Source organism: Nocardia sp. FBN12, assembly GCF_054031145.1.
This window is the reverse complement of record NZ_CM132926.1, coordinates 734,757-760,181: the sequence shown is the minus strand read 5'-3', so window position 1 is coordinate 760,181 and position 25,425 is coordinate 734,757. Positions and strand designations below refer to the sequence as shown.

At 67.3% G+C, this 25,425-nt stretch carries 28 protein-coding genes; 18 read left to right on the top strand and 10 right to left on the bottom strand.

What is annotated here, in order from left to right; translation table 11 throughout:
• Positions 1 to 348 precede the first annotated feature (348 nt).
• Positions 349 to 804 carry a PTS sugar transporter subunit IIA gene (locus tag ACWZHB_RS03955; protein WP_427906567.1) on the bottom strand — a complete coding sequence of 152 codons (456 nt, stop codon included), beginning with the start codon at positions 802 to 804 and terminating at the stop codon, positions 349 to 351.
• Positions 801 to 1,031: a glucose PTS transporter subunit EIIB gene (locus ACWZHB_RS03950; RefSeq protein WP_379239166.1), complete on the bottom strand. Its 231-nt coding sequence runs from the start codon at positions 1,029 to 1,031 to the stop codon at positions 801 to 803. Before ACWZHB_RS03950 ends, ACWZHB_RS03955 begins: the two co-directional genes overlap by 4 nt.
• A 228-nt stretch (positions 1,032 to 1,259) precedes the next feature.
• Here ACWZHB_RS03950 and ACWZHB_RS03945 point away from each other — a divergent pair, with 228 nt between their 5' ends.
• The 6 genes from ACWZHB_RS03945 to ACWZHB_RS03920 all read left to right on the top strand — a co-directional run bounded on the left by ACWZHB_RS03945 (position 1,260) and on the right by ACWZHB_RS03920 (position 7,377).
• Positions 1,260 to 2,606, top strand: coding sequence for a PTS transporter subunit EIIC (locus tag ACWZHB_RS03945; protein WP_427906566.1), 1,347 nt, complete (start codon positions 1,260 to 1,262; stop codon positions 2,604 to 2,606).
• A 4-nt stretch (positions 2,607 to 2,610) separates the two neighbouring features.
• Positions 2,611 to 2,874: an HPr family phosphocarrier protein gene (locus tag ACWZHB_RS03940; RefSeq protein ID WP_427906565.1), complete on the top strand. Its 264-nt coding sequence runs from the start codon at positions 2,611 to 2,613 to the stop codon at positions 2,872 to 2,874.
• On the top strand, positions 2,874 to 4,538 hold the full coding sequence (gene ptsP / locus ACWZHB_RS03935; RefSeq protein WP_427906564.1) for a phosphoenolpyruvate--protein phosphotransferase: 1,665 nt from the start codon (positions 2,874 to 2,876) through the stop codon (positions 4,536 to 4,538). The genes ACWZHB_RS03940 and ptsP overlap by 1 nt, the downstream gene beginning before the upstream one ends.
• 136 nt (positions 4,539 to 4,674) lie before the next feature.
• Positions 4,675 to 5,844: an N-acetylglucosamine-6-phosphate deacetylase gene (locus tag ACWZHB_RS03930; RefSeq protein ID WP_427906563.1), complete on the top strand. Its 1,170-nt coding sequence runs from the start codon at positions 4,675 to 4,677 to the stop codon at positions 5,842 to 5,844.
• Positions 5,844 to 6,623, top strand: coding sequence for a glucosamine-6-phosphate deaminase (nagB, locus tag ACWZHB_RS03925; protein WP_427906562.1), 780 nt, complete (start codon positions 5,844 to 5,846; stop codon positions 6,621 to 6,623). Before ACWZHB_RS03930 ends, nagB begins: the two co-directional genes overlap by 1 nt.
• Position 6,624: 1 nt before the next feature.
• Positions 6,625 to 7,377 carry a copper homeostasis protein CutC gene (locus ACWZHB_RS03920; RefSeq protein WP_427906561.1) on the top strand — a complete coding sequence of 251 codons (753 nt, stop codon included), beginning with the start codon at positions 6,625 to 6,627 and terminating at the stop codon, positions 7,375 to 7,377.
• A gap of 102 nt (positions 7,378 to 7,479) precedes the next feature.
• Here the strand turns inward: ACWZHB_RS03920 and ACWZHB_RS03915 are convergent, their stop codons facing one another.
• Both ACWZHB_RS03915 and ACWZHB_RS03910 read right to left on the bottom strand, forming a co-directional pair.
• On the bottom strand, positions 7,480 to 8,136 hold the full coding sequence (locus ACWZHB_RS03915; RefSeq protein ID WP_427906560.1) for an HD domain-containing protein: 657 nt from the start codon (positions 8,134 to 8,136) through the stop codon (positions 7,480 to 7,482).
• Positions 8,137 to 8,208: 72 nt separating this feature from the next.
• Positions 8,209 to 8,877: a class I SAM-dependent methyltransferase gene (locus ACWZHB_RS03910; RefSeq protein WP_427906559.1), complete on the bottom strand. Its 669-nt coding sequence runs from the start codon at positions 8,875 to 8,877 to the stop codon at positions 8,209 to 8,211.
• A gap of 99 nt (positions 8,878 to 8,976) precedes the next feature.
• Between ACWZHB_RS03910 and ACWZHB_RS03905 the strand changes: the two genes are divergently transcribed.
• Positions 8,977 to 9,552, top strand: coding sequence for a TetR/AcrR family transcriptional regulator (locus ACWZHB_RS03905; protein ID WP_427906558.1), 576 nt, complete (start codon positions 8,977 to 8,979; stop codon positions 9,550 to 9,552).
• Here the strand turns inward: ACWZHB_RS03905 and ACWZHB_RS03900 are convergent.
• Positions 9,491 to 9,790 (bottom strand): hypothetical protein, encoded by a 300-nt coding sequence (locus tag ACWZHB_RS03900; RefSeq protein WP_427906557.1) that lies wholly within the window; start codon positions 9,788 to 9,790, stop codon positions 9,491 to 9,493. The two genes, ACWZHB_RS03905 and ACWZHB_RS03900, sit on opposite strands and share 62 nt — an antisense overlap.
• A 107-nt stretch (positions 9,791 to 9,897) precedes the next feature.
• Between ACWZHB_RS03900 and ACWZHB_RS03895 the strand changes: the two genes are divergently transcribed.
• From ACWZHB_RS03895 to ACWZHB_RS03885, 3 genes are all read left to right on the top strand, one after another.
• Positions 9,898 to 10,848 carry an NAD(P)H-dependent flavin oxidoreductase gene (locus ACWZHB_RS03895; RefSeq protein WP_427906556.1) on the top strand — a complete coding sequence of 317 codons (951 nt, stop codon included), beginning with the start codon at positions 9,898 to 9,900 and terminating at the stop codon, positions 10,846 to 10,848.
• 149 nt (positions 10,849 to 10,997) lie between these two features.
• On the top strand, positions 10,998 to 11,552 hold the full coding sequence (locus ACWZHB_RS03890) for a TetR/AcrR family transcriptional regulator (protein WP_427906555.1): 555 nt from the start codon (positions 10,998 to 11,000) through the stop codon (positions 11,550 to 11,552).
• Between the two features lie 68 nt (positions 11,553 to 11,620).
• Positions 11,621 to 13,333 (top strand): alpha/beta fold hydrolase, encoded by a 1,713-nt coding sequence (locus tag ACWZHB_RS03885; RefSeq protein WP_427906554.1) that lies wholly within the window; start codon positions 11,621 to 11,623, stop codon positions 13,331 to 13,333.
• 45 nt (positions 13,334 to 13,378) lie between these two features.
• Here ACWZHB_RS03885 and ACWZHB_RS03880 read toward each other — a convergent pair whose 3' ends face one another.
• Positions 13,379 to 15,022, bottom strand: coding sequence for a CocE/NonD family hydrolase (locus ACWZHB_RS03880; RefSeq protein WP_427906553.1), 1,644 nt, complete (start codon positions 15,020 to 15,022; stop codon positions 13,379 to 13,381).
• Between the two features lie 152 nt (positions 15,023 to 15,174).
• Between ACWZHB_RS03880 and ACWZHB_RS03875 the strand changes: the two genes are divergently transcribed.
• The 3 genes from ACWZHB_RS03875 to ACWZHB_RS03865 all read left to right on the top strand — a co-directional run bounded on the left by ACWZHB_RS03875 (position 15,175) and on the right by ACWZHB_RS03865 (position 16,534).
• On the top strand, positions 15,175 to 15,486 hold the full coding sequence (locus ACWZHB_RS03875; protein WP_427906552.1) for a DUF6191 domain-containing protein: 312 nt from the start codon (positions 15,175 to 15,177) through the stop codon (positions 15,484 to 15,486).
• A 147-nt stretch (positions 15,487 to 15,633) separates the two neighbouring features.
• The gene (locus tag ACWZHB_RS03870; RefSeq protein WP_427906551.1) at positions 15,634 to 16,110 is read left to right on the top strand and encodes a DUF1772 domain-containing protein; all 477 of its coding nucleotides are present in this window, start codon (positions 15,634 to 15,636) and stop codon (positions 16,108 to 16,110) included.
• Between the two features lie 25 nt (positions 16,111 to 16,135).
• Positions 16,136 to 16,534 (top strand): PPOX class F420-dependent oxidoreductase, encoded by a 399-nt coding sequence (locus ACWZHB_RS03865; protein WP_427906550.1) that lies wholly within the window; start codon positions 16,136 to 16,138, stop codon positions 16,532 to 16,534.
• Positions 16,535 to 16,634: 100 nt separating this feature from the next.
• Here the strand turns inward: ACWZHB_RS03865 and glnA are convergent, their stop codons facing one another.
• Positions 16,635 to 18,071: a type I glutamate--ammonia ligase gene (gene glnA / locus ACWZHB_RS03860; protein ID WP_378907388.1), complete on the bottom strand. Its 1,437-nt coding sequence runs from the start codon at positions 18,069 to 18,071 to the stop codon at positions 16,635 to 16,637.
• Positions 18,072 to 18,358: 287 nt separating this feature from the next.
• Between glnA and ACWZHB_RS03855 the strand changes: the two genes are divergently transcribed.
• Together ACWZHB_RS03855 and ACWZHB_RS03850 are read left to right on the top strand one after the other, a co-directional pair.
• The gene (locus ACWZHB_RS03855) at positions 18,359 to 18,814 is read left to right on the top strand and encodes an RDD family protein (RefSeq protein WP_378712540.1); all 456 of its coding nucleotides are present in this window, start codon (positions 18,359 to 18,361) and stop codon (positions 18,812 to 18,814) included.
• Positions 18,815 to 18,885: 71 nt separating this feature from the next.
• Positions 18,886 to 19,269 (top strand): YrdB family protein, encoded by a 384-nt coding sequence (locus tag ACWZHB_RS03850; protein ID WP_427906549.1) that lies wholly within the window; start codon positions 18,886 to 18,888, stop codon positions 19,267 to 19,269.
• A gap of 56 nt (positions 19,270 to 19,325) precedes the next feature.
• Here the strand turns inward: ACWZHB_RS03850 and ACWZHB_RS03845 are convergent, their stop codons facing one another.
• Positions 19,326 to 20,069, bottom strand: a complete 744-nt coding sequence (locus tag ACWZHB_RS03845; protein WP_056821069.1) for a DUF4191 domain-containing protein — start codon at positions 20,067 to 20,069, stop codon at positions 19,326 to 19,328.
• Between the two features lie 119 nt (positions 20,070 to 20,188).
• Between ACWZHB_RS03845 and ACWZHB_RS03840 the strand changes: the two genes are divergently transcribed.
• Genes ACWZHB_RS03840 through ACWZHB_RS03830 form a run of 3 tightly spaced genes read left to right on the top strand, consistent with a single transcriptional unit; the run spans position 20,189 to position 22,937 of the window.
• On the top strand, positions 20,189 to 21,607 hold the full coding sequence (locus ACWZHB_RS03840; protein WP_427906548.1) for a M20/M25/M40 family metallo-hydrolase: 1,419 nt from the start codon (positions 20,189 to 20,191) through the stop codon (positions 21,605 to 21,607).
• Positions 21,604 to 22,440 carry an alpha/beta hydrolase gene (locus ACWZHB_RS03835; protein ID WP_427906547.1) on the top strand — a complete coding sequence of 279 codons (837 nt, stop codon included), beginning with the start codon at positions 21,604 to 21,606 and terminating at the stop codon, positions 22,438 to 22,440. The genes ACWZHB_RS03840 and ACWZHB_RS03835 overlap by 4 nt, the downstream gene beginning before the upstream one ends.
• 35 nt (positions 22,441 to 22,475) lie before the next feature.
• Positions 22,476 to 22,937 carry a 6,7-dimethyl-8-ribityllumazine synthase gene (locus ACWZHB_RS03830; protein WP_266299114.1) on the top strand — a complete coding sequence of 154 codons (462 nt, stop codon included), beginning with the start codon at positions 22,476 to 22,478 and terminating at the stop codon, positions 22,935 to 22,937.
• Here ACWZHB_RS03830 and ACWZHB_RS03825 read toward each other — a convergent pair whose 3' ends face one another.
• Complete coding sequence (locus tag ACWZHB_RS03825) at positions 22,938 to 24,383, bottom strand: neutral zinc metallopeptidase (RefSeq protein WP_427906546.1); 1,446 nt, start codon at positions 24,381 to 24,383, stop codon at positions 22,938 to 22,940. It lies immediately after the preceding gene.
• Between the two features lie 76 nt (positions 24,384 to 24,459).
• Positions 24,460 to 25,410 (bottom strand): endonuclease/exonuclease/phosphatase family protein, encoded by a 951-nt coding sequence (locus ACWZHB_RS03820; protein ID WP_427906545.1) that lies wholly within the window; start codon positions 25,408 to 25,410, stop codon positions 24,460 to 24,462.
• Positions 25,411 to 25,425: the final 15 nt, after the last annotated feature.

Below are 25,425 nucleotides of genomic sequence, written 5' to 3'. Positions count from 1 at the left end.
TGATCGGAACAGCCATGAGGCCAGTCTCATTGCTCGGATCAGCTGCGTGCGCCGTCATAGCCATTGTGCTACCAACGGAAGCCACCGCTGATCCGATCACCGACCTACTGTGCAACAGCGGATCGAGCCAGTTCTGTCCCCCGCCGCCACCGCCACCGGGTGGTGACTGCCACTCGTCTTACGACCCGTGCGTCCCGATCACCAGCGATGTGGACTGCAGGGGTGGCGACGGGAACGGGCCGACGTACACCGGGCCCGTTCGCGTGATCGGACCCGATGAGTACGGGCTCGACAGCAACAATGACGGATTCGGGTGCGAAACCAGCTGATTCGCCCGATGTTTCGCGCCTACGGCGAGTCGAACAGCAGGGCGCCGGGTTCCACGGTGGTGCCGATGGTGGCGGGGTGGACGGAGTCCTTTGGTGAGTCCATGACGACTATGGGGCAGATGACCGAGTAGCCGGTGGCGGCTGTTTCGGTGGGGTCGAAGGCGACGATGGGGGCGCCGGCTTCGACTGTGTCGCCTTCGGTGGCCAGGAGTTCGAAGCCTTCCCCTTTGAGTTTCACCGTGTCGATGCCCAGATGGACCAGGACGCCGACGCCGTTGCCGAGGATGACGAAGGCATGGGGGTGGAGTTTGAGGATCTTGCCGGCGATGGGGGCCGTCACCGTCAGGGTGCCGCGGGTGCGGTCGGGGTCGAGGGCTACGCCGGAGCCGACGATCTGTTCGGCGAAAACTTGATCGGGGACCTCGGACAGGGCCACGACCTTGCCGGGGAAGGGGGCGATGACCGGGATGCTCACAGAATGTCCTCGATGTCGTCGGCCAGGGTGTCGGCTTCGGGCCCGACGACGACCTGTACGACCGAGCCCGACTTGAGGACACCGTGGGCGCCCGCGGCCTTGAGTGCGGCCTCGTCGACCTTGCCACTGTCCTTCACCTCGGTGCGCAACCGGGTGATGCAGGCCTCGATCTCGACGATATTGTCCGCGCCGCCCAAGCCCTGGACGATCGCTTCCGCTTTGGACATATCTTCTCCCTTTCGGCGGTGGTTGCCAGTACCAGTATGGGAGTCTCGAATGTGCGCCACATCATATTCAGCGGTTGACATCCGACCTTCACCTGGTCAAACTGGCAACTGGTTATGACCGGACAGTACCCGTTGGGAACACCGGTTCACAACAGTTAACCCGGATCGGCGGGCAAGCCGGTCCTCCCTCGCCGAGACCGCCGGGAACCCGGCACGAAGAAGGTCGACATGACTGCCGTAACCGACACCCCCAAACAAGAATCGAAGGTGTTCGCGGGTTTGCAGCGCCTCGGTCGCAGCTTGATGCTGCCGATCGCGGTGCTCCCCGCGGCGGGCATTCTGCTGCGGATCGGCCAGGACGATCTCCTCGGCCGCTTCTCCGCGCTGGAAAGCACCGCCTCGGTGATCTCGGCGGCCGGGCAGGCCGTCTTCACCTGGCTGCCGCTGATCTTCGCGGTCGGCATCGCGATCGGCTGGGCCAAGAAGGCCGACGGGTCGACGGCGCTGGCCGCAGTAGTCGGGTACATGGTGATCAACGGCGTGTTCGAGGCGATGTCGCCGATCGTGCTGGAAGGCAAAACCGATCCAAAGGGCGCACAGGCGCTGATCAACTACGGCGTGCTCGCCGGCATCGTGATGGGTCTGCTGTCGGCGATTCTGTGGCAGCGGTTCTATCGCACGAAGCTGCCCGATTACCTCGGCTTCTTCAACGGCAGGCGGCTGGTGCCGATCCTGACCGCGTTCACCGGCCTGGTCATCGGCGTCGGCATGTCGTTCCTGTACCCGGCCTTCAACTCCGCGCTCACCTGGGTGGGTGAGACCGTCGCGGACAACTCGGTTCTCGGTGGCGGCATCTACGGCGCGGCCAACCGGCTGCTGATCCCGACCGGTCTGCACCACATCCTGAACTCGACGGTCTGGTTCCTGGTCGGCGATTACACCGATGCTTCCGGCCAGCTCGTTCGCGGTGACCTCAACCGCTTCTTCGCCGGTGACTCGAGCGCGGGCACGTTCATGACGGGCTTCTTCCCGATCATGATGTTCGCCCTGCCCGCCGCCGCGCTCGCGATCTGGCGCAACGCCCGGCCGTCGCAGAAGAAGCTGGTCGGCGGCATCATGCTGTCCACCGGTCTCACCGCGTTCGTCACCGGCATCACCGAGCCGCTGGAGTTCTCGTTCATGTTCGTGGCGTGGCCGCTGTATGTGGTGCACGCGCTCTTGACGGGCACGTCGTTGGCGCTGGTGAACGCGCTCGGCATCCATGACGGCTTCACGTTCTCCGCGGGCGCCATCGACTATCTGCTGAACTTCGGCAAGGCGACCGACGCGTGGCTGCTGATTCCGATCGGGCTCGGCTACGCGGTGATCTACTACGTGCTCTTCAGCTTCGTGATCAAGAAGTGGAACCTGCGGACGCCGGGTCGCGAGGTGGAGACCGATGTGGAGGCCGGGGTGCCCGACGCGGCCGCGGTCGAAGCGGAAGCTGCCGTGACCGCCACGGGCGATACTCGAACCGACGCGCCTTCGGTCGCGGAAGTCGAAACGAAGCTGGACAAGAAGCTGGAAGGTGAGTGAGGCAATGAGCACCCGCACCGTCATCGTCGGATCCGAGGTGGGGCTGCACGCGCGGCCCGCCGCGAAACTCACCAAGGCCGTGCAGGCGGCGGGGGTGCCGGTGCGGATTTCGCTGGGAGGTGGCGAACCGGTCGACGCGGCCAGCGTGCTGGCAGTGATGACGCTGGGCGCGGGGCACGGCGCCGAGGTGACCCTGCACGCCGAGGGCGCCGATGCGGTACTCGACCAGCTGGCGACGCTGATCGCCACGGATCTGGATGCCGCCTGATGCCGGAACAGGTGATCAAGGGTCTCGGGGTGAGTCCGGGAGTGGTGTGCGCGCCGTGGTTGCGGTTCGGATCGCAGCTCGAGACCTCGGCGCAGGACCCCGTCGGCGGGTCGGTGGCCGAGGAGCTGGCGCGGGTCAAGGATGCGCTCGGTGGCGTGTCCGACGAGATGCAAGCCAGGGCACAGCGCGTGACCGGTGTTGCGGCGGAGATTCTTTCGATGTCGGCGACGATGGCCCGCGATCCGGGCATCGTCGCCGCCACCGAGAAGGAACTCGCTGCCGGGATGCCGACGGCGCACGCGGTGCACCTGGCGTTCGAGGGATTCTGCGCGAAGCTGGAAGCGCTCGGCGGGTACATGGCCGAGCGGGCGACCGATCTGCGCGATATCGGCGGGCGGACCGTCGCGGTGCTGCTCGGCTTGCCGATGCCGGGCATCCCGGAGCCGGGGTATCCGTTCGTCCTGGTCGCGCAGGATCTCGCGCCCGCCGATACGGCGATGCTGGGTGACAGCGAGGTGGTCGGGCTGCTCACCACCGAGGGCGGGCCGACCAGCCACACCGCGATTCTCGCGAAGTCCCTTGCCTTGCCCGCGGTGGTGAACTGTCCCGATACCGATCAGCTCGTCGATGGCGCGCCGGTGCTGCTCGACGGCGCGACCGGCGAGGTCGTGATCGATCCGAGTCCGCAGCATCAGCAGGCCGCGCTCGAGCAGGCAGCGGCGGACAAGGCGCGTATCGCGGCGGCCAGCGGGCCGGGGCATACCGCCGATGGGACGCCGGTGCAGCTGCTGGTGAATATCGGCACCGTCGATGACGCGGTGAAGGCGGGTCCGGTCGACAGCGAGGGTGTGGGGCTGTTCCGCACCGAGTTCATGTATCTCGGGAAGGCTTCGGAACCGTCGCTGGATGAGCAAACTGCCTCGTACACAGCGGTTCTCGAACAATTCGCCGGGCGACGTGTCGTGGTGCGAACCCTCGATGCCGGGTCGGACAAGCCGCTGCCGTTTCTCGATCTCGGCACCGAGGAGAATCCGGCACTGGGAGTGCGTGGGTTACGGATCGGCACGGTGTTTCCGGACACTCTCGCCACGCAGCTCACCGCGCTCGGCCGTGCGGGCGAGGCGACCGGAGCCGAGCTGTGGGTGATGGCGCCGATGGTGGCCACCGCGGACGAGGCCGCCGGATTCGCCGCGCTGGCACGGGAATCCGGGTTGACGAAGGTCGGGGCGATGATCGAGATCCCGGCGGCCGCGCTGCGCGCCGCCGATCTGCTCGCACATCTCGACTTCGTCAGCATCGGGACCAACGATCTGAGCCAGTACACGTGTGCGGTGGATCGGATGGCGGGTGGGCTCGCGCAGTTGCTCGATCCGTGGCAGCCGGCGGTGCTGGATCTGATCGCGATGGTCGGTGCTGCTGGCGCGGCGGCGGGTAAGTCGGTCGGCGTATGCGGTGAGGCGGCGTCGGATCCGGCATTGGCGCCGGTGCTGGTGGGGCTCGGTGTGACGAGTTTGTCGATGTCGGTGCCCGCGTTGCCCGCGGTGCGGGCGGCGTTGGCCGCGGTGGATATGCAGCGGTGCCAGGACGCGGCCGACGCGGCGTGCGCGGCCCGGAATCCGCAGGCGGGGCGTGCGGCGGTCGCGGCGATCATCGGGCGGGCGTGAAAAAAGTTGTTGTGCCCGCGATCCGGCCGACGGCCGGATCGCGGTGCGGTGTCCGGCGGCGGTCGTCGATCGTCGCGTTGGGCGCCACATCGGGTGTCGCGGCCGGCAACGGCCCAGGTGATGCGGAAGGTTTGTCGTGACGGGAGTCGTGCGCGGTCGTCTCGTCGGCACTGCCGAAGGTGAAATCGCCGATGGCGTCGTCGAATTCGATGCCGGACTGATCACCTGGGTCGGTGACATCGCGGATCATCCTGCTCCCGAACGTCTTCCGGCAGCCAACGACGACCTGGTGCTGCCAGGATTGATCGATCTGCACTGTCACGGAGGGGCAGGGTTCGGTTTCCCCAATGCTGATGCGCAGGGTGCTCGGGCGGCGGCGGCGCATCATCGGAGCCACGGCACCACCGGGTTGATGGGCAGTTTGGTGTCGGATCAGCCGGAGGTGCTGGTCGCCCAGGCGGCGATGCTGGCAGATCTGGTCGAGGACGGTGCCTTGCTCGGGGTGCATCTCGAGGGTCCGTTCATCAATGCGAGCCGGTGTGGCGCGCAGGATCCCGCGGCGATCATTCCCGGTGACCCCGCGTTGTTCGAGCGGATCTGCGCGGCCGCTCGCGGCACGGTGCGGTCGATGACATTGGCGCCCGAGACCGCGCGTTTCGATGAACTGCTGGCCGCGATGCGTCGTCACGCTGTGCTGCCGAGCCTCGGGCACACCGATGCCGACGCCGCCACCACCGCGGCGCGCATCGCCGCCGCCGGTCCTGGCCCGATCACCGCTACGCACCTGTTCAACGGGATGCCCGCACTGCATCACCGCTCCCCCGGGCCGGTCGGCGCCTGTCTGGCCGCTGCCGGGCGGGGCGAGATGGTGGTCGAATTGATCGCCGACGGTGTGCATTTGGCGCCGGCGACGGTGGCGATGGTGTTCGACACCGTTGGGCCGGATCAGATCGCGTTGGTGTCCGATGCGATGGCGGCGGCGGGCATGAGCGACGGTGACTACCGGCTGGGTGCGCTCGACGTTCAGGTCCACGACGGCGTCGCCCGGCTCGCGACCCACGACGGGTCGCCCGGCGCGATCGCGGGCGGCACAGCTCGACTCGTCGATGTGCTGCGCTGGACCGTGCTGGAAGCGGGTGTACCCCTGTCCGACGCGGTTGCCGCCGCAACACGTACTCCTGCTCGCGTACTCGGCCTCCAGGGCGAACGAGGCAGTCTCACCGTCGGTGCGCGTGCCGACATTCTTGTCACTGACCAGTCATTGCGGCCGCGGCGGGTGCTCGTCGCCGGAACGGAAGGAATCTGATGGAAATCGTGATCCGGGCTGACGAAAACGAGGTGGCGAGCACGGTCGCCGATATCGTCGGCGGCTATGTGAAGGGTGGCAAAGCGATTCTCGGCTTGGCCACGGGATCCTCGCCGCTGGGCAGTTATCAGGAGCTGGCGCGCCGGTACCGCGAGGGTGAGCTGGACTTCTCCACCGCGAGCGCCTTTCTGCTCGACGAGTACGTCGGTTTGCCGAAAGACCATCCACAGTCGTACTTTTCGGTGATCCGGTCCGAGTTCGTCGACCATGTGAACCTGGATCCGGCACGGGTGCTGAGCCCCAACGGCGAAGCCGGTGACGTCGCCGGTGAGGGTCGGCGATATGACGCGGCCATCGCCGCGGCGGGTGGGGTGGACGTGCAATTGCTGGGGATCGGCACCGACGGGCATATCGGGTTCAACGAGCCGGGGTCGGCGCTGACCTCGCGCACGCGGGTGAAGACGCTCACCGAGCAGACGCGCAAGGACAACGCGCGCTTTTTCGACGGGCCGGAGGATGTGCCGCATCACGTGCTCACCCAGGGTCTCGGCACGATCAACGAGGCCGGGCACCTGGTGATGATCGCGCTCGGCGCGGGTAAGGCCGATGCGATCGCCGCCGCCGCCGAAGGGCCGTTGTCGGCGTTCTGCCCGGCTTCGGTCATGCAGTGGCATCGCCATGTCACGGTGGTGATCGATGAGGCCGCGGCGGGCAAGTTGAAGTTGGCGGACTACTACAAGTACGCGCTGGCGAACAAGCCCGCCTGGCAGTCGTTCTGACGTGACCGCGCTCGAGTTCGCGGTACAGGACGTGGCGGGTGCGCTCGGAGCTCGCCGTATCGGGGCGGATCGGGTGGAATTGTGTGCGGCACTGGGCAGCACGGGTGGGCTGACGCCGAGTATCGGGACGATCGAGGCTGTGGTCGGGGCGGGGATTCCCGTCCACGTGCTGATCCGGTGCCGGGCCGGCGGTTTCGTGTATGCCGATGCGGACGAGCTCGCGGTGATGAATGCTGATGCGCGCGCGGCGGTTTCGGCGGGCGCGTCCGGTCTGGTGGTAGGTGCGCTCACCCCGGACCACCGGGTCGACGTCGAGGGACTACGCCGTGTTCTCGACGGTGTTGATGGTGCCGACATAGAGCTGACCTTTCATCGTGGGATAGATCAGGTCCGCGACCGCGAGTCCGCTCTGGACACGCTGATCGCCGGTGGAGTGACGCGAGTGCTCACCTCTGGTGGGGCAGCCACCTGCGCCGAGGGACTCGATGAGCTCGCCGCGATGGTCGAGCACGCGGCAGGGCGGATCCAGATCATGGCGGGCGGCGGGATCGCCGTCGACGACATTCCCGCCCTATGTCGGACGGGCGTGAACGCAATCCACCTGTCAGCCCGACGCGTCATCGCTGACGACGGCGGGCCCGGCGGTGGTGGCAAGTCCGGCCATGAGCAGCTGGACGACGAACTCGCGGCCGCGGCCGCAGCTCAGCTGCTCGCCGCAGACCGGCAGACGACCCCCGAACGCCCCTCGGCCTGAATCGAACTGGCCGAACACCCAGTGCGGGGAGATTCACGGGCACGCTCGGCACGGATCAGCACGGCTACGGTGACACCGGACGGCTGCCCGGCAATGGTGTGTTCAGGCGCGCTCGGCCAGGATCGACTCTGCTTCGCCGGGGTTGCACGCGAAGGCCGCTTGTACTGCGGCAATGGCCTTTTCGTGTTCGCCTGCCGCGACCAGCCGGTCGATATCGGCCCACTGATCGGTGGGCGGCGCTACCGAGAGGTCGAGGCGGCGATCGAGGCGTTCCCACATTCTGGCCACGGTGGGGTCGTCGGCGAGTAGTCCGCCGAGGTGGGCTTTGAAGGTGGGGTGCTCGGTGCGGTACATGCCCATCCAGCTGCTGTCGAGCGGGCTGGCCTCGGCATTGGCGGTGCGATCGGCGAGCTTGAGGATCACGGCTCTGGGGTGAGCGGTGATCTTGGTGTAGGCGTTGTGGTTTCGCGCCTTGCGATCGGGGCCGATGCCGGTGACCGCCCACACCAGATCGAGAACCGCACGGCCGAAACGGGATTCGACCTCCGCCGCGGTGACCGGGGTGTCTTCGACGACATCGTGCAACCACGCGGCGAGGGCGAGCTCACCGCTGTAGCCGAAATCGTCGAGCACACAACGAACCGCCGCGAGATGGGTGGCATAAGGATGGTCGCCATAGCGTTGGTCGCCGTGCGCCGCGAGGGCGAACTCGCGCGCCTCGATCTCACGCCGCTCGAACGCCTGCTGATCGAACTCCATGCCGCACCCCCGTGCTCGATTGGTGATCGTGTGAGATCGACCCTAGCCGAGGGCACCGACAGGTTCCGGGGATCAGTGGCGGGCGACCGGTTTCACCGCGGTCAGGATGCCGGTCTGGTCGCGACTCTGGGTGTAGGTGACCCCGGTGAAGCCGACCGCCTCGACCCGATCGGTGTAGTGCCGGATATCGGCGTCGGCGAACGGGTCACCACCGCGACCGAGGAACACCGAGAGCACCGCCCGCATCCGGCGCGACGGTGACGCGTCGGCGAGCAGCAGGCGTCCACCCGGCCGCAGCACGCGCCACATTTCGGCGATCGCGGCGTCGCGCTGTGATTCAGGGATGTGGTGCATGACGAAAGTGCAGGTGACAATGTCGAATTCGGCATCGGGCAATGGCAACGACTGCGCCGGGCCGACCACGTAGCGATGATGGGCGCTGCGATCCCGCCCGCTGTTGTCCGCGACCGCTGTGGCCGATGGATCGACACCGACCGCGGTACCGGTCGGTCCGGTCGCCGCACCGAGCGCGCGAACGAGTTTGCCTGGACCACAACCGATATCGAGTGCGTGATCGCCCGATCGCGCACCGGACCGAGTGACGAATTCGGCGAGCAGACGACCATGCCTGCCAAGGAAGAACGCCGTGGTGAACAGGTTGTAGCGACGCAGGCCTGCGATGACAAGGCCGGTGTCGGCGTCGGCGACGAACATGGGGGTGAGAAGCTGGTTTCGGGACATGAGTTCATGGTCGGGCGTGGCCACGTACGTCGCCAGGAGCAGAATCGCCGATGGTGTCCGTTATCGAACAGATCCGGGGAAACCGTGCAGGAGGAAGCGATGGCCGAGCACCCTGATCGCCGGGTTCGACGCACCAGGGACGCGTTGCACAAGGCGCTGATCGAGCTGATGATCGAGCGCGGCTACGACAAGGTGACCGTCAGCGACATCATCGGCCGCGCCGACGTGGGGCGGTCCACCTTCTACGCGCACTACCGCGACAAGGACGACCTGCTGCTGGTGAGCTGCACCGAATTCCTGCGCCGCGAGGTCATCCGCACCACCACGCCCGGCTCCCCACTCGCGCCGCTGCGCGTGATGTTCCATCTGGCCGCGCAGTATCCCGAGGTGTATCGCCCCTTGATCGGGCCGAAGGCGACCGCAACCGTGGTGCGCGCCTACCGCCAGTGTGTCGCCGAATTGGTCGGCGAACTCCTGGGCGACCAGCCCGCTGGCACGATCGAATTCCTGTCGTGGGGCCTGCTCGGTGTGCTGGGTCCGGTGATCGAACCGACCGCGCCGACACCGCCCGCGCGGGCGTGGCAGCGGTTCGAGACGCTCGCGCTGTACGGGATCAGCGGGAGCGGCGCAGGTCCGGCCATGGTGGGCGACGCAGAATCGCCAGTGCCGCAATGACTCCGGTGAGCAGGCCGATCCACTCGCCCAGCTGAGCGATGCGATTGGCATCGACCGTGGGTGTCCAGTGGGCCTGCCCCGCGTGAACGACGAACAACCCGATCGGACGTGGGTGCCGCAGCAGACCACCGCCGCGCGAGACGGTGATGACGATCGCGCCGTCGGCCGTGTCGATCGGCGTGCCGAACACCGTCGGCGGCTCGGCCACCAGCTGTTCGAGGCGATCTCTGATCGTCATCGCAACCCCATCTCGTCGCTCGGCGATGTGGTCGAAGATACGCGCACCGAGCGCCCGCCGTCGGCTGTCATGATGGGAGTGTCCCAGTCATGGCGAAAGGTGCACTGATGCCGGAGCAGTCCTTGTCGACACCGTGGTCGCGATCGATGGGACTGCGGGTGCCGGTGGTGAACGCGCCGATGGGTGGCGCGGCGGGCGGGCGGCTCGCGGCGGCGGTGAGCGCGGCAGGCGGGCTCGGGATGATCGGGATGGGTAGCGCGGGGTCGGTGGCGGCGTTGCGGCGTGAGCTGGCCGTCGCGGGTGCGCCGGACGGGATCGGGCTCGTCGACTGGGTTCGTACCCGGGAAACCGGGCTGCTGGAGGCCGCGATCGCCGCCGGTCCACGGATCATCTCGGTCAGTTTCAGCACTGACTTCTCCTGGGTGCCGCAGGTACGGGCCGCAGGCATCCTCGCCGTCACCCAGGTGTACGACGCGCCCGGCGCCCACCGTGCCCAGGATGCGGGGATCGACGTTCTCGTGGCGCGCGGCAGCGAAGGCGGTGGTCACGGCGCCGACCGGCTGGCCTTGATGCCGTTGCTCGATGCCGTCCTCGAGATCGCGACCGTGCCGGTCCTGGCCGCCGGGGGTATCGGCTCCGGTCGCACACTCGCGGCTGTGCTCGCGGCGGGAGCAGCCGGGGCGTGGCTCGGGACCTGTCTGGCCGCCGCCGAGGAATCACTGCTGCCCGAATCCGCCCGTCTGGCGATGCTCGCCGCCGACTCCAGCAGCACCACGGTCACCACCGCTTTCGACGAAGCACTCGATCTGCCCTGGCCACCGATCTATCCGGCGCGCGTATTGCGCAACGAGTTCACCGACCCGTGGTCACGGCTCGAAGGCGACGACGTACCCGACACCGAGCGTCTTCGCGCGGCGATCGCGGTCGACGATCCCAAACTCGCGCCCGTGGATGCGGGACAGGGCGTCGGTCTGGTGACCCACATCGAGCCTGCGGCCGCTGTGATCGACCGACTGTGCGGGGATGCGGCCGAGCTTCTGACATCACGCCGCGCGTAGTCGAATCCACGGCCCTCATCGGGAAGTTCCCCGCCGCAACGCTCTTGACGGAGCGGCCGTGGACGTCGGCCAGCGGGGAAACGGCGACCAACCGGCGGTGCGACCGATGAGCGGTTGCAAAAATATGCAGATCGGTCTAGTTTTAGGCGGTGGGCAAAAAGGGAGCCGAAACACGGTGCAAGTTGATCAAGGCGACGCGGTCGCTGATCGAATCGCACGGATATTTCGGCGCCGGGCTCAACCAGATCGTGCAGGAGAGCGGGGCACCGCGCGGTTCGCTGTACTTCCACTTCCCCGGCGGCAAGGACGAATTGGTGGCCGCGGCGCTGGCCGAGAGCGGTACCGATATCGCGACGATCATCCGCACGATCGAGGCGACCGACGCCAGGGATTTCGCGCGAAAGATGGTGAACCTGCTGGGCGATCAGCTGGAAGCGTCGGACTGGACCATCGGCTGCCCGGTGGCGACCGTCGCCTTGGACACCGCTTCCACCAATGAGGCTGTGCAGCAGGCTTGTTCAGCGACATACCGGCTCTGGGAGGAGGCCATCCGGGAACGATTGACCGGATTCGGCCATCCCGAACCCGAACGGATCACCACAGTCGCGCTCGCCCTGATCGAAGGCGGGCTGGTACTGGCCCGCACCCATCGATCCCGGCAACCGCTTCGGCATCTCGCGGACACCATCGACGTTCTGATCTGAGCGCCTACCCCAAGTCCTGGATGCATCGCTTGAAAATATGTAAATCGGTCTACTGAAAGTAGGGCACAATGGCACACACCGATTCAGTCGTTTTCGGCGCCGCCGGGTTCATCGGCCGCTCGCTGGTCGCCGAACTGCTGCGGACCGGACACACCGTCACCGCCGCACTGCGTGCGGGTAGTCAGGATCGGCTTCGGACGTGGCTCGACGCACAGGATGTCGACACTGCGGGCTTGACGATCACCACCACCGATATCGGCGAACCAGATCTCGCGCTGGGCGAGACCATCGACGGAGTGCGCGATGTGTACAACACGGCCGCGTTGATGAAGTTCGGACTGGACGCGGATGTGGCGCGGCGGGTGAATCTCGACGGGGCCGTGCATGTGCTGGAATGGGCTGCGCGACAACCAGACCTGCGACGTGTCGTCCATATCTGCGGCTACCGCGCGGTCGAGGCCGGGGGTGATCAGGACTACGGCAACGGCGCGTACGAGGCGTCGAAAGTCGAGGCCGATATTCTGCTGCGGCGTCTCGCAGCCGAGCGGAATATCCCGCTGACCATGGCGAACCCGGCCGGGGTGCTCGGACCCGGTCAGTATTTCGGACTGTCAGACCTGATCGACAATCTCTGGCGAGGGCGATTGCCCGCACTGCCCGGCTCCGCCGACACCTTCGTTCCGGTCGTCGATCTCGACTATGTGGCCCGGTTCATGGCCGGACTGCCCACCCAACCCGACACGGTCGGCAAGTCGTATCCACTGCTCGATGCCGCGACTCCCGCACTGCCCGAACTGATTCGGCTCGTCGCCGACCATCTGCATGTTGCGGCGCCGCGCTTCGCGCTGCCGACCGCGCTGGTCCGGCGACTGCCACGGGCAGTGACCCACACCGATCCCGAAGCGCTGTCGTTCCTCAGCACCGATCGGTACGACACCAGCGAAAGCGACGTCGTTGCGCGACGTCTCGGCATCAGCCATCCGCCGGTCGGGGACCTGCTGCGCACCTACGCCGACGGTATCGTCGCCGGCCGCAGCGGCACCGTCGTGCCCACACCGAAATCCGGCTTCCGCAACGGAACTTGGTTGAGCGGCGAGCACGCTGACCCGGAATATGTGCTGTTGCACGGGATTCCGCTCAACAGTGACTCATGGATCCACGTGGCCCGGGAGCTGGATGCCCCGGTGCTGGCAGCGGACCTCCCCGGACTCGGACGCTCGGCGGCGTCTTCGCAGTCGAGCGGTGACTGGATGGCGGAACTGATGGCACCGGTGCGGACGCGACCGGTCGTCGTCGGCCATTCGCTGGGCGCCTCGGCCGCGATCGAATTCGCGCTGCGTCATCCTGATCGAGTGTCACGGCTCGTGCTCATCGCACCCGCTTTCCTCCAGCAGCGGGCGTCCCGAATGACGGGCTCGCACCTCGCCGCTGAGGTCGTCAAGCGGATGCCCACGGCGACACTAGCCGCGCGACTGGGCATTCCGGAAGGACCTGCCATCGCCTCCGCGGTCGCTGATCTGCGACGGCCCGGCGTCGCCCAGCGCACGTGGGCGGCCTTGCGGGCCGCCGGGGCCTCGCGAGACGAGCTCGCCGCCAAGCTGGCCCGGGTATCAGTTCCGGTCGACATCATCGTCGGTTCGGATGATCCGCTGATCGAGACGACCGATCGGCCTGTCGTCACCATCCCCGATACCGGTCACTATCCCCAGCTCACCCATCCCGACCTGGTCGCGCGCATCGTCCGGGGCGAGAAGTTCGCCGTCGCGACTGCCGACAGCTGATCAGCGCTGTCAGGCAGTCCGATGCCGCCCGAGCCGGCGGTCCGCTCAGGCGGGTATTTCGATGCGCAGCGCGGGGTCGTTCACCATGTCCGGCTGTAGTGCGATGGTTTCCTCTGTTCGCCACCGTGCATGCCAGATCGGTACGCCGCCAGGGAGATTCAGCTCTCGCGGGGTGGTGAGCAGGGGCAGGTCGAGGCGGGCTGACGTGACGGTGACGGTCGCGTTCGTCGGGGTGTGCGACCAGACGTCGTCGACCGCGTTGGTGATTCGGACGCCGAGCCGGTGACCCGTGGCCAGGCGGGCGTCCTGCCAGATCATCCGGATCCCGGATTCGGGGCGGACCGGCGCGATGCCGCGGGTGATGACGGTGGCGCGGCCGTCCGGGGCGATGTCGTAAAGCTCCAGTGCGACAGTCGATTCGGGCGGGCCGGACAGGGTCAGGGCGGCAGTAGCGCGGCCCGCGAGGTGGACCGGCTCGGTCACCGGCGCGGAGATCGACCAGATCTCACGGTCGGCGCCGGGCAGCAGGGTGCGATCGTGGAAGGTACCGGTGCGCAGGGCAATCGATGCGCGACGGGAATCCGCGGGCGGCCAGACGGTTTCGCCGCGCCAGCCACCGTCGAACTGGCCGACGGTCACCGGCGGGCCGGGAACCGCTACGTCGACCCCGGCCACATGGCGGTCGAGGAAGGCGTACAGCTCGGCGCCGAAATGGGGTGTGCCGCACTTTTCGCGACAGTCCGAGTGGCCCCATTGGCCGAACCAGGCGCGGTGCTCGCCGGGGCCTCTGGCTTCCCACGCATCGATGATGCGGTCGGCTCGGGTGTTGGAGTCGAGAAAGCTCTGGCCAAGGAACATCGGGGTGGTGTTGCCGCGGACGGCCTCGACCATGTCGCGCTCGCGCCAGTCCGGGTTGGCGCCGTTGTGGTCGGTGGTGAGGGCGAGGTAGCGAGCGGCGCAATCCTGGGTCATCTGGACCGCATTTGCCTTGTACTCGTCGCCGTCATCCGGGTGACCGGGGGTCGAGGCGATGGCCAGGTGTTCGGCGCCCGCGGTGTCGGCGGGGCGAATCCCGTCCTCGGTCAACGGTTTTCCGCCGAACTTCCACGCCGTGCCCTGCATGTAGAGGTACGAGAAGGCATCGACGACCGGTTCGAACGCCGCGACCGCTGCCAGCCCCTTGGGCTTCGCGGCCAGAGCCATCATCCCGGTCCACCCCTCATAGGACGTCCCGACCATCCCGACCCGGCCAGTCGACCACGGCCTGCTCGCCGCCCATTCGACCGCCGCCGCCACATCCGACTGCTCCCCCGGACCACCGAAATCGGGACACCCGTTGGACCCACCGAAGCCGCGCAGATCGACGATCACGTACGTGTATCCGGCGCCCAGCGCCCACTCGACCGGCAGGTTCTCGATCGACGGTCCGCCACCGGGCCGGGGCTGGGACAGGTACGCCAGATGCGCGCGGTACGGACTGGCGGTCATCAGCACCGGAGTCCGCGCGTCAGCCGGCAGACCCGGCGGCCGGAGAATATCCGCGTGCAGCCGCGTCCCGTCAGGCGCGGTCAGATACTCCTGGGTCCAGGTGAATGCCACATTCACCGGCTCGGCCGTCGCCGGCGCCACCATCCCGAGCACCAACGCCACACCGGCCACTACCCGCGCCGCCACCACACCCAATCGCACCCCCGGACTATTGCCGCTCCCCGCCCCCACGTCCAGCCCCGATTATCCGGGGCGTGTCGGGCCACCGCGTGCCGAGCAACATCCCGTGCTGCCGGAACCGGCCCGATGCCGGCAGCCGGAGTACCGTCGGGATGCGGACGTAAGGGGTGGATATGCCGTTGGTATGGATGGTTGTTGGCATCGTGGTGTTCGCTGTCGCCCTCGACCGGCTGTTCGTGCTGGCTGAGGTGCGTGGCTGGATCGCTCCTCGGGGCAAGTTCGGTTCCGGTGGTGCCGCGGGGCTTTTCGGGGAGTTGCAGGCGCTGTTCGCTCCGTCGAGCCAGCACACCCAGCAGGAGATTCGAAGCCGCGAGGTGCGGGGCGAGCAGCTCGAGAGCGGCGCCAGCCCACTGGGAGTTGACCTTTCGCTCGGCATCGCGCGCCTGCCCAATCCGAAAGGCGAGCCGAACCCGCCGGAAAACTGATCAGGGCCGATCCACGCGGCAGCCGATCGCCCGAACTCGGTCCACGGTCGCGATCCAAAATCTAGCAGCGCTAGACATGCTAGCGAGCTGATGCTACCGTTGATCCAGTTTCTAGCGTCGCTAGTTTTCAGGAAAGAGAAGCCGCAAATGCTCATTGTCACCGGCCAGATCATCGCCACCATCGCCGTTCTCGCGAATGCCGTCGTCTATGGCACAGATGTCTGCGCGGCCGTGATCACGCGGTCGGTGTACCGCAAGCTCGATGACGCGACCGTCACCCTCAGCGCGGGGTGGGGTCACTACTACGGCGACAAGCGCATGCCGATTGTCGGTTCGGGTGGCATTGTCACCGCGGTGCTCACGCTGCTGATCGCGCTGGTGGCCGGGCAGACCGGCGCCGCTGTCGCGGCCGGGATCACGGTGGCGGCGCTGCTCACCTGGCTCGCCCTCTACGTCCGCATCGCCAAGCCGATCAATTCCCAGCAGACCGCCGCCGCGCTGAGCGGCATCATTCCGGCCGATGCCCGTGCGCTGCAGGACAAGTGGGACAGCATGCTGAAGTACCGGGTCACCCTGCAGTTCATCGCCATCGCCGGCCTGTGCGCCGCGCTGATCCTGTTCTGATATCGAATTCACCAGGAGTATCGACGTGCCCTTCACCAGCAATGAACAGCAGTTCCTCGCGGAGGCCGGGATCGGCCGACTCGCCACGGTCTCGCCCGACGGCATTGTGCAGAACAATCCGACCAGCTATCGGGTGAACGCCGACGGCACGATCGACATCGGGGGCATGCGGATGCGTGCCAGTCGCAAGTACCGCAATGTCGAAGCGGGTAGCCGGGTGTCGTTCGTGATCGACCAGCAGGTTTCCTTGGAGCCCTATGTGATTCGCGGCATCGAGGTACGCGGCACGGCCGAAACGCTCGACGACGAGGAGCCGCCGTTCCCGCCCCAGGAACGCGCGGTCATCCGCATCCACCCCGAACGGATCATCTCCTGGGGTATCGACGGCGGATCCTTCGACTTCACCAGTCGCGGCGCCGAGTAGTCAGAAAGCAAGAATCCCCCCTGGCTAGGCCAGGGGGGATTCTTTGCACTGATCACTGCGTACCGGATGGGCTAATCAGGCCCATTCCCGCAGGTCAGGATCACACGTCGTAGTAGAGCTCGAACTCGTACGGGTGCGGGCGCAGGTTGACCGGCGCGATTTCGTTGTCGCGCTTGAGCTGGATCCAGGTCTCGATGAGGTCAGGCGTGAAGACGTTGCCCTCGGTGAGGTAGTCGTGGTCCTGCTCGAGGCGATCGATGACCGCGGACAGGCTGGTGGGGGCCTGCGGGATGTTCTTGGCCTCCTCCGGCGGGAGCTCGTAGAGGTCCTTGTCGACGGGCGCCATCGGCTCGATCTTGTTCTTGATGCCGTCCAGGCCTGCCATCATCATGGCGGCGAAGGCCAGGTACGGGTTACCCGAGGAGTCAGGCGCGCGGAACTCGATGCGCTTGGCCTTCGGGTTGTTGCCGGTCACCGGGATACGCACGGCGGCCGAGCGGTTGCGCTGCGAGTACACCAGGTTGATGGGGGCCTCGTAGCCCGGCACCAGACGGTGGTACGAGTTGACGGTCGGGTTGGTGAACGCCAGCAGCGACGGGGCGTGGTGCAGGATGCCGCCGATGTAGTGACGCGCCAGATCCGACAGGCCGCCGTAGCCGGCCTCGTCGTGGAACAGCGGCTTGCCGTCCTTCCACAGCGACTGGTGCACGTGCATACCCGAGCCGTTGTCACCGAAGAGGGGCTTCGGCATGAAGGTGACCGACTTGCCGGCCTTCCACGCGGTGTTCTTCACGATGTACTTGAACAGCTGCAGGTCGTCCGCCGCCGAGAGCAGCGTGCCGAACTTGTAGTTGATCTCGGCCTGACCGGCGGTGCCGACCTCGTGGTGGCCGCGCTCGAGCTCGAAGCCCGCGTTCTGCAGGTTGGTCGAGATCTCGTCACGCAGGTCGACGTAGTGGTCGTACGGGGCGACGGGGAAGTAGCCACCCTTGTTGCGGACCTTGTAGCCGAGGTTGCGGCTGCCGTCCGGGTTGAACTCCTTGCCGGTGTTCCACGAACCCGACACGGACTCGATCTCGTAGAACGAGCCGTTCATCTCCGAGCCGTAGCGAATGCCGTCGAAGATGTAGAACTCGGCCTCGGCACCGAAGAACGCGGTGTCGGCGATACCGGTCGAACGCAGGTACTCCTCCGCCTTGCGCGCGATGTTGCGCGGGTCGCGGGAGTACGCCTCACGGGTGAACGGGTCGTGCACGAAGAAGTTCAGGTTGAGCGTCTTCGCATTGCGGAACGGGTCGATCCGGGCGGTGCTGAAGTCGGGGAGCAGGAGCATGTCCGACTCGTCGATCGACTGGAAGCCACGCACCGAGGAGCCGTCGAACGCCAGACCCTCTTCCGCCAGGTCGGCGGTGAACGCCTTGGCCGGGATCGAGAAGTGCTGCTGGACGCCGGGCAGGTCGGAGAAGCGGATATCGACGTATTCGATGTCCTCTTCCTTGATGTACTGGATGACCTCTTCGGCCGTGCTGAACGTCACTTGCTCTCCTTACGAATCGGTTCCCAGCCAGTCGCGATGCTGGCCCTTTCGAACGACCTGCGAGCAGTCGCTACGAAGGGGTTCGTCGCGACCTGACGCTAAGGACGCGGTGTTTCCCAACAGTCAAGGCTGTGTTTCGCCAGTGTTACGCGAACCGGATGCCTGGTGATGTCCGCCATCCGGGCGCGACCTTCACGCTAATCCTGCCATCCGCGCGATCGCGCGCTGACGTGACCTCCATTAATGCGGTCGTGGGCGACGGATCGCGCGCCTCTATCCTGGGTGTCATGGCGCGTATTACCGGCACATGGCTCTCCGGATCCCCGGGCGAACCCGGCGACTCGGATATCTCCGGCTACCCGGGTGAGCTGTACGGGCTGCCGCGCGAGGGCGCGGGATCGCTCGCTCCGACGTGGCGCCGCGTCGTCGCGCTGTTCATCGACTGGTTCATCGCGGTCGGGATCGCGGCGGTGATCACCCGCAGCTTCGCGTCGTCGTCGGTGCCGCTGCTGGTGTGGTTCGTGGTCGGCGTGGCCGCGGTGACGCTGTTCGGGTTCACCCCCGGCCAGTACTTCATGCGGCTGCGGGTGCTGCGGATCGACGCACCGGTGGCGGTGGGGTTCGTGCGCGCGCTGGCCAGGCAGGTGCTGCTGGTGTTCGTGGTGCCTGCGCTGTTCACCGACGCCGACGGCCGCGGCATGCACGACCGGGCCACCGGGACGGCGCTGGTCAACGCCCGCTGAGCGGTCAGCCCGGCTGAGCGCCTGCGTCCGTTGGGCCTGCTCATGGTCGCGCGCGGCCCTACGATCAGGCCGTGTCACTGAATCCGGCCATGCTGGCCGTGCGTTTCCTGCTCGAATTGATCGCCGTGATCTCGTTCGGAGTGTTCGGCTGGCGTGCCTTCGATTCCCCCTGGCGATATCTGCTCGTCGTCGTGCTGCCGGTCGCGGCGGCGCTGCTGTGGGGAACGTTCGCGGTGCCCGATGATCCGAGCCGCGGCGGCGACGCGACGGTGCCGGTCCCGGGCCCGGTGCGACTCGGCGTCGAGTTCGCGGTGCTGTTCGGCGGGGCCGCGGCGCTCTGGGCCGCCTCGCTGCCGCGACTCGCGCTGATCTCGGCGGCCGTGCTCGTCGGCTACCACCTGCTGGCCTACGACCGGATCCTGTGGCTGCTGACCGGGCGCGAACCCAACGCCTGAAACGCCACGAGCCCGTCACCTGCGATCAGGTGACGGGCTCGAGACGGTAGTGCGGTTCAGCGGCGACGGATCGCGCGCTGCATGCCCTTCATCTTCGCGCCGGGGGGCATCGGGCCCTTCGGCATCGCGGGACCACTGCGTGAGCTCAGGGCCGAGAGCCTGCCCTCGATCTGGTCGATCCGCTTGACATCGATGTTGCGCGGCAGCTTGGTGAGGTATTTCTGCAGCTCCTTGAGGGGAGTCTGGCCTTCCTCGTTGCCGACGATCACTTCGTAGATGGGGGTGTCACCGACCAGGCGGGCGGTGCGCTTCTTCTCCTGCTGAATGAGCGACTTGACCCGCTGCGGCGAACCCTCGGCGACGAAGATCACCCCGGGCAGGCCGATGACGCGGTGCACGGCGTCGAGCTGGGTGGTCGCGGCGACGCCGTTGGCGACCCGCCACTTGCCCTGCAGGTTCTCCAGCACCCACGCCGCGGCGCCCGCCTGACCCTCGGCCTTGCGGTACACGTTCTTCTGCACGCGGCGCCCGAACAGGATGAATGCCAGCAGCACACCCAGCAGCAGACCCAGCGGCAGCAGGAACCACTGCATGTCGAAGATCAGCCCGATGAGGAAGAAGACCACCGTGGTGCCGACCAGTGCGCCGATCATCAGCGGCAGCAGCGCCTTGTCTTCCTTGCGCTGCATGTTGAACGCCTGCCACAACTGCTGACGACGCTCGCGTGATGCCTGCTTACGGGCCGCTTTAGCCGCGGCCCTGGCTTCCTTCGACGGCTTGCCGCCCTTGCCTCCTGCCATGGTGCCAGCTTAGATGGCGCGTCGCCGGAGCGTCGGACCGCATCACACCGGACCGCGATCCCGGCGTTTCGGGCACCTTTGGCGGGCAAACCGCGCCGACAGAGACCACAATGGCGCAGGTGCGCCCGATCACCGAGAACGCTGCCCTCTCCCCCGTCACCGAGGGTGTCGACGACGAGGTCGCCCGGCGGCTGGCGGTCGCGTTGCAGTGCGTGACGGTGTCGACGGAGGATCCCGCGCACACCGCCGACACGGAGTTCGCGCGCCTGGCCACCCACCTCGAGACCTCGTTCCCGCGCGTGCACGCCGAGCTGACATCGACGACCTTCGGCCACAGCAGGCTCTACCGCTGGGACGGTGTCGAGCCGGGCACGGTGTCGGCGATCCTGCTCGCCCACCAGGACGTGGTGCCGGCCGACGACGCAGACGGCTGGACCCATCCCCCGTTCGCCGGTGTCGTCGACGACGAATTCATCTGGGGCCGTGGCGCGATCGACGACAAGAGTCGTGTGCTGGCCGTGCTGGAAGCGGTCGAATCGGCACTGGAAGCCGGAATTCGCCCGCGCCACACCATGTTCCTCGCGTTCGGGCACGACGAAGAGGTCTTCGGCGACGGCGGCGCGGTGCGGATGGCCGAGTACCTACGCGACCAGGACGTGCGCGCGGAACTGTTGCTCGACGAGGGCGGGGTGATCACCGAGGGCGTCGCCGACGGCGTGGACCGCCCGGTGGCCAGCATCATGCTCGGCGAGAAAGGTTATGCGACGGTGCGGCTTTCGGTCACCGAGACCGGCGGCCACTCGTCGATGCCGGGCAAGCAGACCGCGGTGGGACGGCTGGCTCGCGCGGTCGCGCGGGTGCAGGATCATCCGATGCCGCTGCGGCTGACGCCGGTGATCAGCGACATGCTCGCCCGCATGCGCGAAGCACTTCCCGAGCCGCGACGCCGGCTGCTCGCACTCACCGACTCGCGCGCGATGGCGACACTGGCCGCACCGCTCCTCACCAGAATCATGGCGGCGGGCCCGACCACCGAGGCCCTCGTCCGCACCACCACCGCACCCACGGTCATCAGCGGCGGCGTGAAGGCCAACGTGCTCCCTCAGAGCGCCGAGGCACTGGTGAATTTCCGTATCCTGCCCGGTGATTCGGTGGCGGCGGTGCTCGCGCACTGCGCTCGGGTGATCCGCGATATCGGCGTGGCGATCGACCTCGTCGGACCCGCGTCGGAGCCCTCGCGGTTCACCCCGCCCGGCCCGGCGTTCGACCTGGTCGCCGAGCTGGCCGCGAGCGTGGTGCCCGGAATCGTGACCACCACCGGGATCGTTCCCGGCGCCACCGATGCACGCCACTACGACGGCTTGGCCACGACCCGCTGCAACTTCGCGCCGATCGTGTTGACCCCCGCCGACCTGGCGCGGATCCACGGAACCGACGAGCGGATCTCACGACTCAACTACGCTCGGCTGATCGAGTTCAACCGGCGTCTGATCGAGCGGCTCGCCGCGGCGCCCGAAGCCACAGGAGCGCCACGATGACGACGGACACGGGCGAGTTCGCGGGCCACGGCGGCAAGATCGCCTGGCGCGCATGGCAACCCGAGACGGCCCCGCGCGCGGTGGTGGTGCTGGTGCACGGCGTCGCCGAACACTCGGGCCGCTACGAGCACGTCGGCGCCACCCTGGCCGACGCGGGGTTCGCGGTGTACGCGCTCGACCACATCGGGCACGGACTGTCCGAGGGGCCCGCGGCCAATATCGGTTCGATGCAGGGCGCCGCCGACAATGTCGCGACGCTGCTCGAGTTCGCGGGTGCCGCCCATCCGGGTGTCCCGCGGTTCCTGCTCGGCCATTCGATGGGCAGCCTGGCGGTACTGCACCTGGCGACCCGCGGACCGGTCGACGTGGCGGGCGTCGTGGTGTCCGCACCACCCCTCGACATCCCGCTCGGCAACCCGATCCAGCGCCTCGCCGCTCCCCTGCTCACCCGGTTCGCGCCTAATCTCGGTGTGCTGACACTGGATTCGTCCACGATCAGCCGCGACCCCGAGGTGGTGCGCGCCTATGACGACGACCCGCTGGTCTTCCGCGGCAAACTGCCCGCGCGCACCGCCGTGGAGATCCTGGAACACACCGCGCTGGTGAAGCGACGGCTCGGTGCGCTTACCGCGCCGCTGCTGGTGCTACACGGCACCGCTGATGTCATCGCGGCACCGTCGAGCGCCGATCTGCTCGAAAGCGACGCGGGCTCGGTCGACGTGACAGTCCTGCGCTACCCGGGGCTCTACCACGAGGTGTTCAACGAACCCGAGGGTCCACAGGTACTCAGCGATGTCACCGACTGGCTGACAGCCCATGTTACCGATCAGTAAGTTCGCGCTCGGGTGACCTAGTAGACTCACCACTCATGACCACGTCTACCGGCGCCGTTGCCTTCATCCGCGCGAGCTGGCACAGCTCCATCGTCAACAAGGCACACGAGGGCTTCCTCGCCGAATACACCGGATTCGGGTTCGACCCCGCGGTCGTCGAGGTGTTCGACGTCCCCGGCGCGTTCGAGATCCCGCTGCACGCCCAGCGCCTGGCTCGCACCGGCCGCTACGAGGCGATCGTCGCCGCGGCCCTGGTCGTCGACGGCGGCATCTACCGCCACGACTTCGTCGCCACCGCGGTGATCGACGGCCTGATGCGCGTGCAGCTCGACACCGATGTGCCGGTGTTCTCGGTGGTGCTCACTCCGCACCACTTCCACGAGCACAGCGAGCACGTGGACTACTACACCAACCACTTCGTGACGAAGGGAGCCGAGGCTGCCCGCGCGGTGGCGAACACCCTCAGCTCCCTGCGGTCGCTGCCTACGTCTCGCTGACTACTTGAACTGGGTCAGACAGGCCTGTTCACCGCTGAGGACACCGGTGCGGAAAGCCTCCAGGCGCTGATATCCGCTCGGCACCACCTTGCCGTTGACGTCGGCGGCCGCGAGGCCGTCGGCGAGCAGGCCCGAGACCGCCTCGTCGAGGTCACCGGCCGACAGGCGCGGATCACTGCCCGGCTCACTGAGTTTCGTGGTGAGCACACCCGTCAGGCACGCGGTGCGCAGACCGGCGGACTCTGCACCCGACAGTGACAGCTTGCGATCCTGCTGCACCGCGAGGGCATAACGCGACACGAACACCGCCGCCGCGTTGTAGTCGCCGGTGACGACCGCCGACAGCGGCTCCTCCTTGGTACTGGCCCCCTCGCCCGCGCGCTTGGCCATCGCGGGAATGTCGGTGCCGATGGTGTTCGAGCCAGGGCAGTAGGAGACCGGCTCGGTGGTGGTCGTCGAGGAGCAGTTGCGGGTGACACCCGCGTAGTCGAACTTCGGCGCGTTCTTCACCGGCATCGACTTGCCCAGCTGGGCGGCCAGGGTGGTCAGCGTGTCCTTGTTCACCGGGAGCTGCTCGTCGCGCTCCCCTTCTTCGAAGGTGACAGGCAGGCCTGCGCGACGCTTCTCGATCTCGTCCTCGTTGATGTCCTTGCACGACTTGGCGCCCTGGGTGTATCCCATCTGCACCGCCGTGACCCGCTCGAACGCCGAACCGTGCACGGCGTCGGGATCATTGGGGTCGCGGTCGCGCACGGCGACGGTCGCACCGAGCACGCCGTTGAGGCCGTCGGTGGTGTTGAGCGTGAAGTGCTTCGAATTGCCTTCTGCCACATGGCGAAGGAACACACCGGCCAGGCAGTCGGCCTGCTGCTCCTTCACCAGGGCGTCGGTGAGGAGCCCGCGCAGCAGGTCGGCCTGGGACTGGATGGCGTGCCCGTACTCGTGGGCGAGCACCATCACCACCGACATCTCCTTGTACTTGTCGACCAGCAGCGGCAGCAGGACGGTGCGGTCCCAGCCGATGGTGTGGTCGAGCGGGCAGTACGCCGCGTTGACCAGCTTGTAGGTGCTGCTCTTACAGAACTGCACCGACTCCGCTTCCGGCGCCTTCGCCGACCACGAGATGTACTTCGAGGCGGGCTTGAAATTGCCGCGGAAGGTCTTGGAATACTCGGTCTGCCAGTACTCTTCGATGTCGGCGATGGCGTTGAGAGCGAGCTTGTCGATCTTGCCGTTGTCGCCGTTCTCGGCCTTCTTGTCGGTGTCGGGCACACCGGGGCGCGATCCGCTGGGTCCGGTGGACGACGCCGCGCCCGCCACCTCCCACGGGTTGTCCATCACCGGCTGCGCCTGGTCGCTGGCGACTGTTGTCGCGCTGCAACCGGATACGAGCATGCCGATACTCACCAAAGCTGCCATGGCCGCGCCGAACCGATGTCTTCTCATGCGCTGTCCTCCCCGGGAAATGACGCGGACCGTCGTGCGGTCCGCTATCGAGCGATCACATCGTAAACGACTGCTGTCACAGGTCCATTCGGATCGTGGCCAGCACCGCGCGGTGGTCGGAGCCGGGGATGGTGAGCGTGCGGATCTGTTCGGCCACGCCGCCTGCGACGAGGATGTGATCGATCCCGATCACCGGTCCCCATCGGCGATCCGCCGGGTAGGTGAGCAGGACACCGTCGCCGGTCTGGTCGGCGGCCGAGGCGAAGGCGCCGTCGAGCAGGGCTCGATAGGCCGAATGGTCATGTGTCGCATTGAAATCCGCGCCGACGACCGCGGGCACACTTGTCGCCGCGAGGATTTCGTCGATCTTGCGCATCTCCGCCGACCAGGCCGCGAAGTCGAGATTAGGCGGGATCGGGTGAAAGGCGAACACCGACATCGGGCCGCGCTGTGGATGTTCCATGGTCGCGGAGATATTGCTCATGGTGAACCCGTCGTATTTCTTGATGTCGCGCAACGGGTATCGGCTGTAGATGCCGGTGCCACCCCCGCCGGACTGAGCGGGCTCCAAGTAGAAGTAGGGCAGCCTTTGTTCCAGACCCGCGTCGCGCAAGCGCACGATCGAGTCGTTGGTCAACTCCTCGACGGTGAGCACGTCGACGTTGTTGTCACGCACCGTCGAGACGACCGCGACAGGATCGGCGAGCCCGAACAGAATGTTGGACTGCAGCACCACGAGTTCCGGCCCCGTGGCGGCCCTGGCCTCCGGAATGTAGGACGGCACCACCAACCACGCGGCACCGGCAAGCACCAGCGCCGCCGCTCCCGAGCTGCGCCACCCCCGCGCGAGCAGCAACAACGCCAGCCCGACGACCGCGCCGAGCATCAACCACATCGCCCCCGACGCGAGCAGCACCATCGACTTCTGCGGCCAGTCCACCACATGCAACACGATCCCGGCCACCGCCGCGACCACCGCGCCCCACCCCAGCACCAGCAACGTTCGCTGCACCCATTTACGCATCATGCGGCCACCCTAAGC

Bases quoted from the DNA above. Each gene is read 5' to 3' on its own strand.
- ACWZHB_RS03950 (WP_379239166.1), bottom strand. From the start codon at position 1,031: ATGTCCAAAGCGGAAGCGATCGTCCAGGGCTTGGGCGGCGCGGACAAT.
- ACWZHB_RS03945 (WP_427906566.1), top strand. From the start codon at position 1,260: ATGACTGCCGTAACCGACACCCCCAAACAAGAATCGAAGGTGTTCGCG.
- ACWZHB_RS03940 (WP_427906565.1), top strand. From the start codon at position 2,611: ATGAGCACCCGCACCGTCATCGTCGGATCCGAGGTGGGGCTGCACGCG.
- ptsP (WP_427906564.1), top strand. From the start codon at position 2,874: ATGCCGGAACAGGTGATCAAGGGTCTCGGGGTGAGTCCGGGAGTGGTG.
- nagB (WP_427906562.1), top strand. From the start codon at position 5,844: ATGGAAATCGTGATCCGGGCTGACGAAAACGAGGTGGCGAGCACGGTC.
- ACWZHB_RS03915 (WP_427906560.1), bottom strand. From the start codon at position 8,136: ATGGAGTTCGATCAGCAGGCGTTCGAGCGGCGTGAGATCGAGGCGCGC.
- ACWZHB_RS03910 (WP_427906559.1), bottom strand. From the start codon at position 8,877: ATGTCCCGAAACCAGCTTCTCACCCCCATGTTCGTCGCCGACGCCGAC.
- ACWZHB_RS03905 (WP_427906558.1), top strand. From the start codon at position 8,977: ATGGCCGAGCACCCTGATCGCCGGGTTCGACGCACCAGGGACGCGTTG.
- ACWZHB_RS03900 (WP_427906557.1), bottom strand. From the start codon at position 9,790: ATGACGATCAGAGATCGCCTCGAACAGCTGGTGGCCGAGCCGCCGACG.
- ACWZHB_RS03895 (WP_427906556.1), top strand. From the start codon at position 9,898: ATGCCGGAGCAGTCCTTGTCGACACCGTGGTCGCGATCGATGGGACTG.
- ACWZHB_RS03885 (WP_427906554.1), top strand. From the start codon at position 11,621: ATGGCACACACCGATTCAGTCGTTTTCGGCGCCGCCGGGTTCATCGGC.
- ACWZHB_RS03875 (WP_427906552.1), top strand. From the start codon at position 15,175: ATGCCGTTGGTATGGATGGTTGTTGGCATCGTGGTGTTCGCTGTCGCC.
- ACWZHB_RS03870 (WP_427906551.1), top strand. From the start codon at position 15,634: ATGCTCATTGTCACCGGCCAGATCATCGCCACCATCGCCGTTCTCGCG.
- ACWZHB_RS03855 (WP_378712540.1), top strand. From the start codon at position 18,359: ATGGCGCGTATTACCGGCACATGGCTCTCCGGATCCCCGGGCGAACCC.
- ACWZHB_RS03845 (WP_056821069.1), bottom strand. From the start codon at position 20,069: ATGGCAGGAGGCAAGGGCGGCAAGCCGTCGAAGGAAGCCAGGGCCGCG.
- ACWZHB_RS03835 (WP_427906547.1), top strand. From the start codon at position 21,604: ATGACGACGGACACGGGCGAGTTCGCGGGCCACGGCGGCAAGATCGCC.
- ACWZHB_RS03830 (WP_266299114.1), top strand. From the start codon at position 22,476: ATGACCACGTCTACCGGCGCCGTTGCCTTCATCCGCGCGAGCTGGCAC.
- ACWZHB_RS03825 (WP_427906546.1), bottom strand. From the start codon at position 24,383: ATGAGAAGACATCGGTTCGGCGCGGCCATGGCAGCTTTGGTGAGTATC.
- ACWZHB_RS03820 (WP_427906545.1), bottom strand. From the start codon at position 25,410: ATGATGCGTAAATGGGTGCAGCGAACGTTGCTGGTGCTGGGGTGGGGC.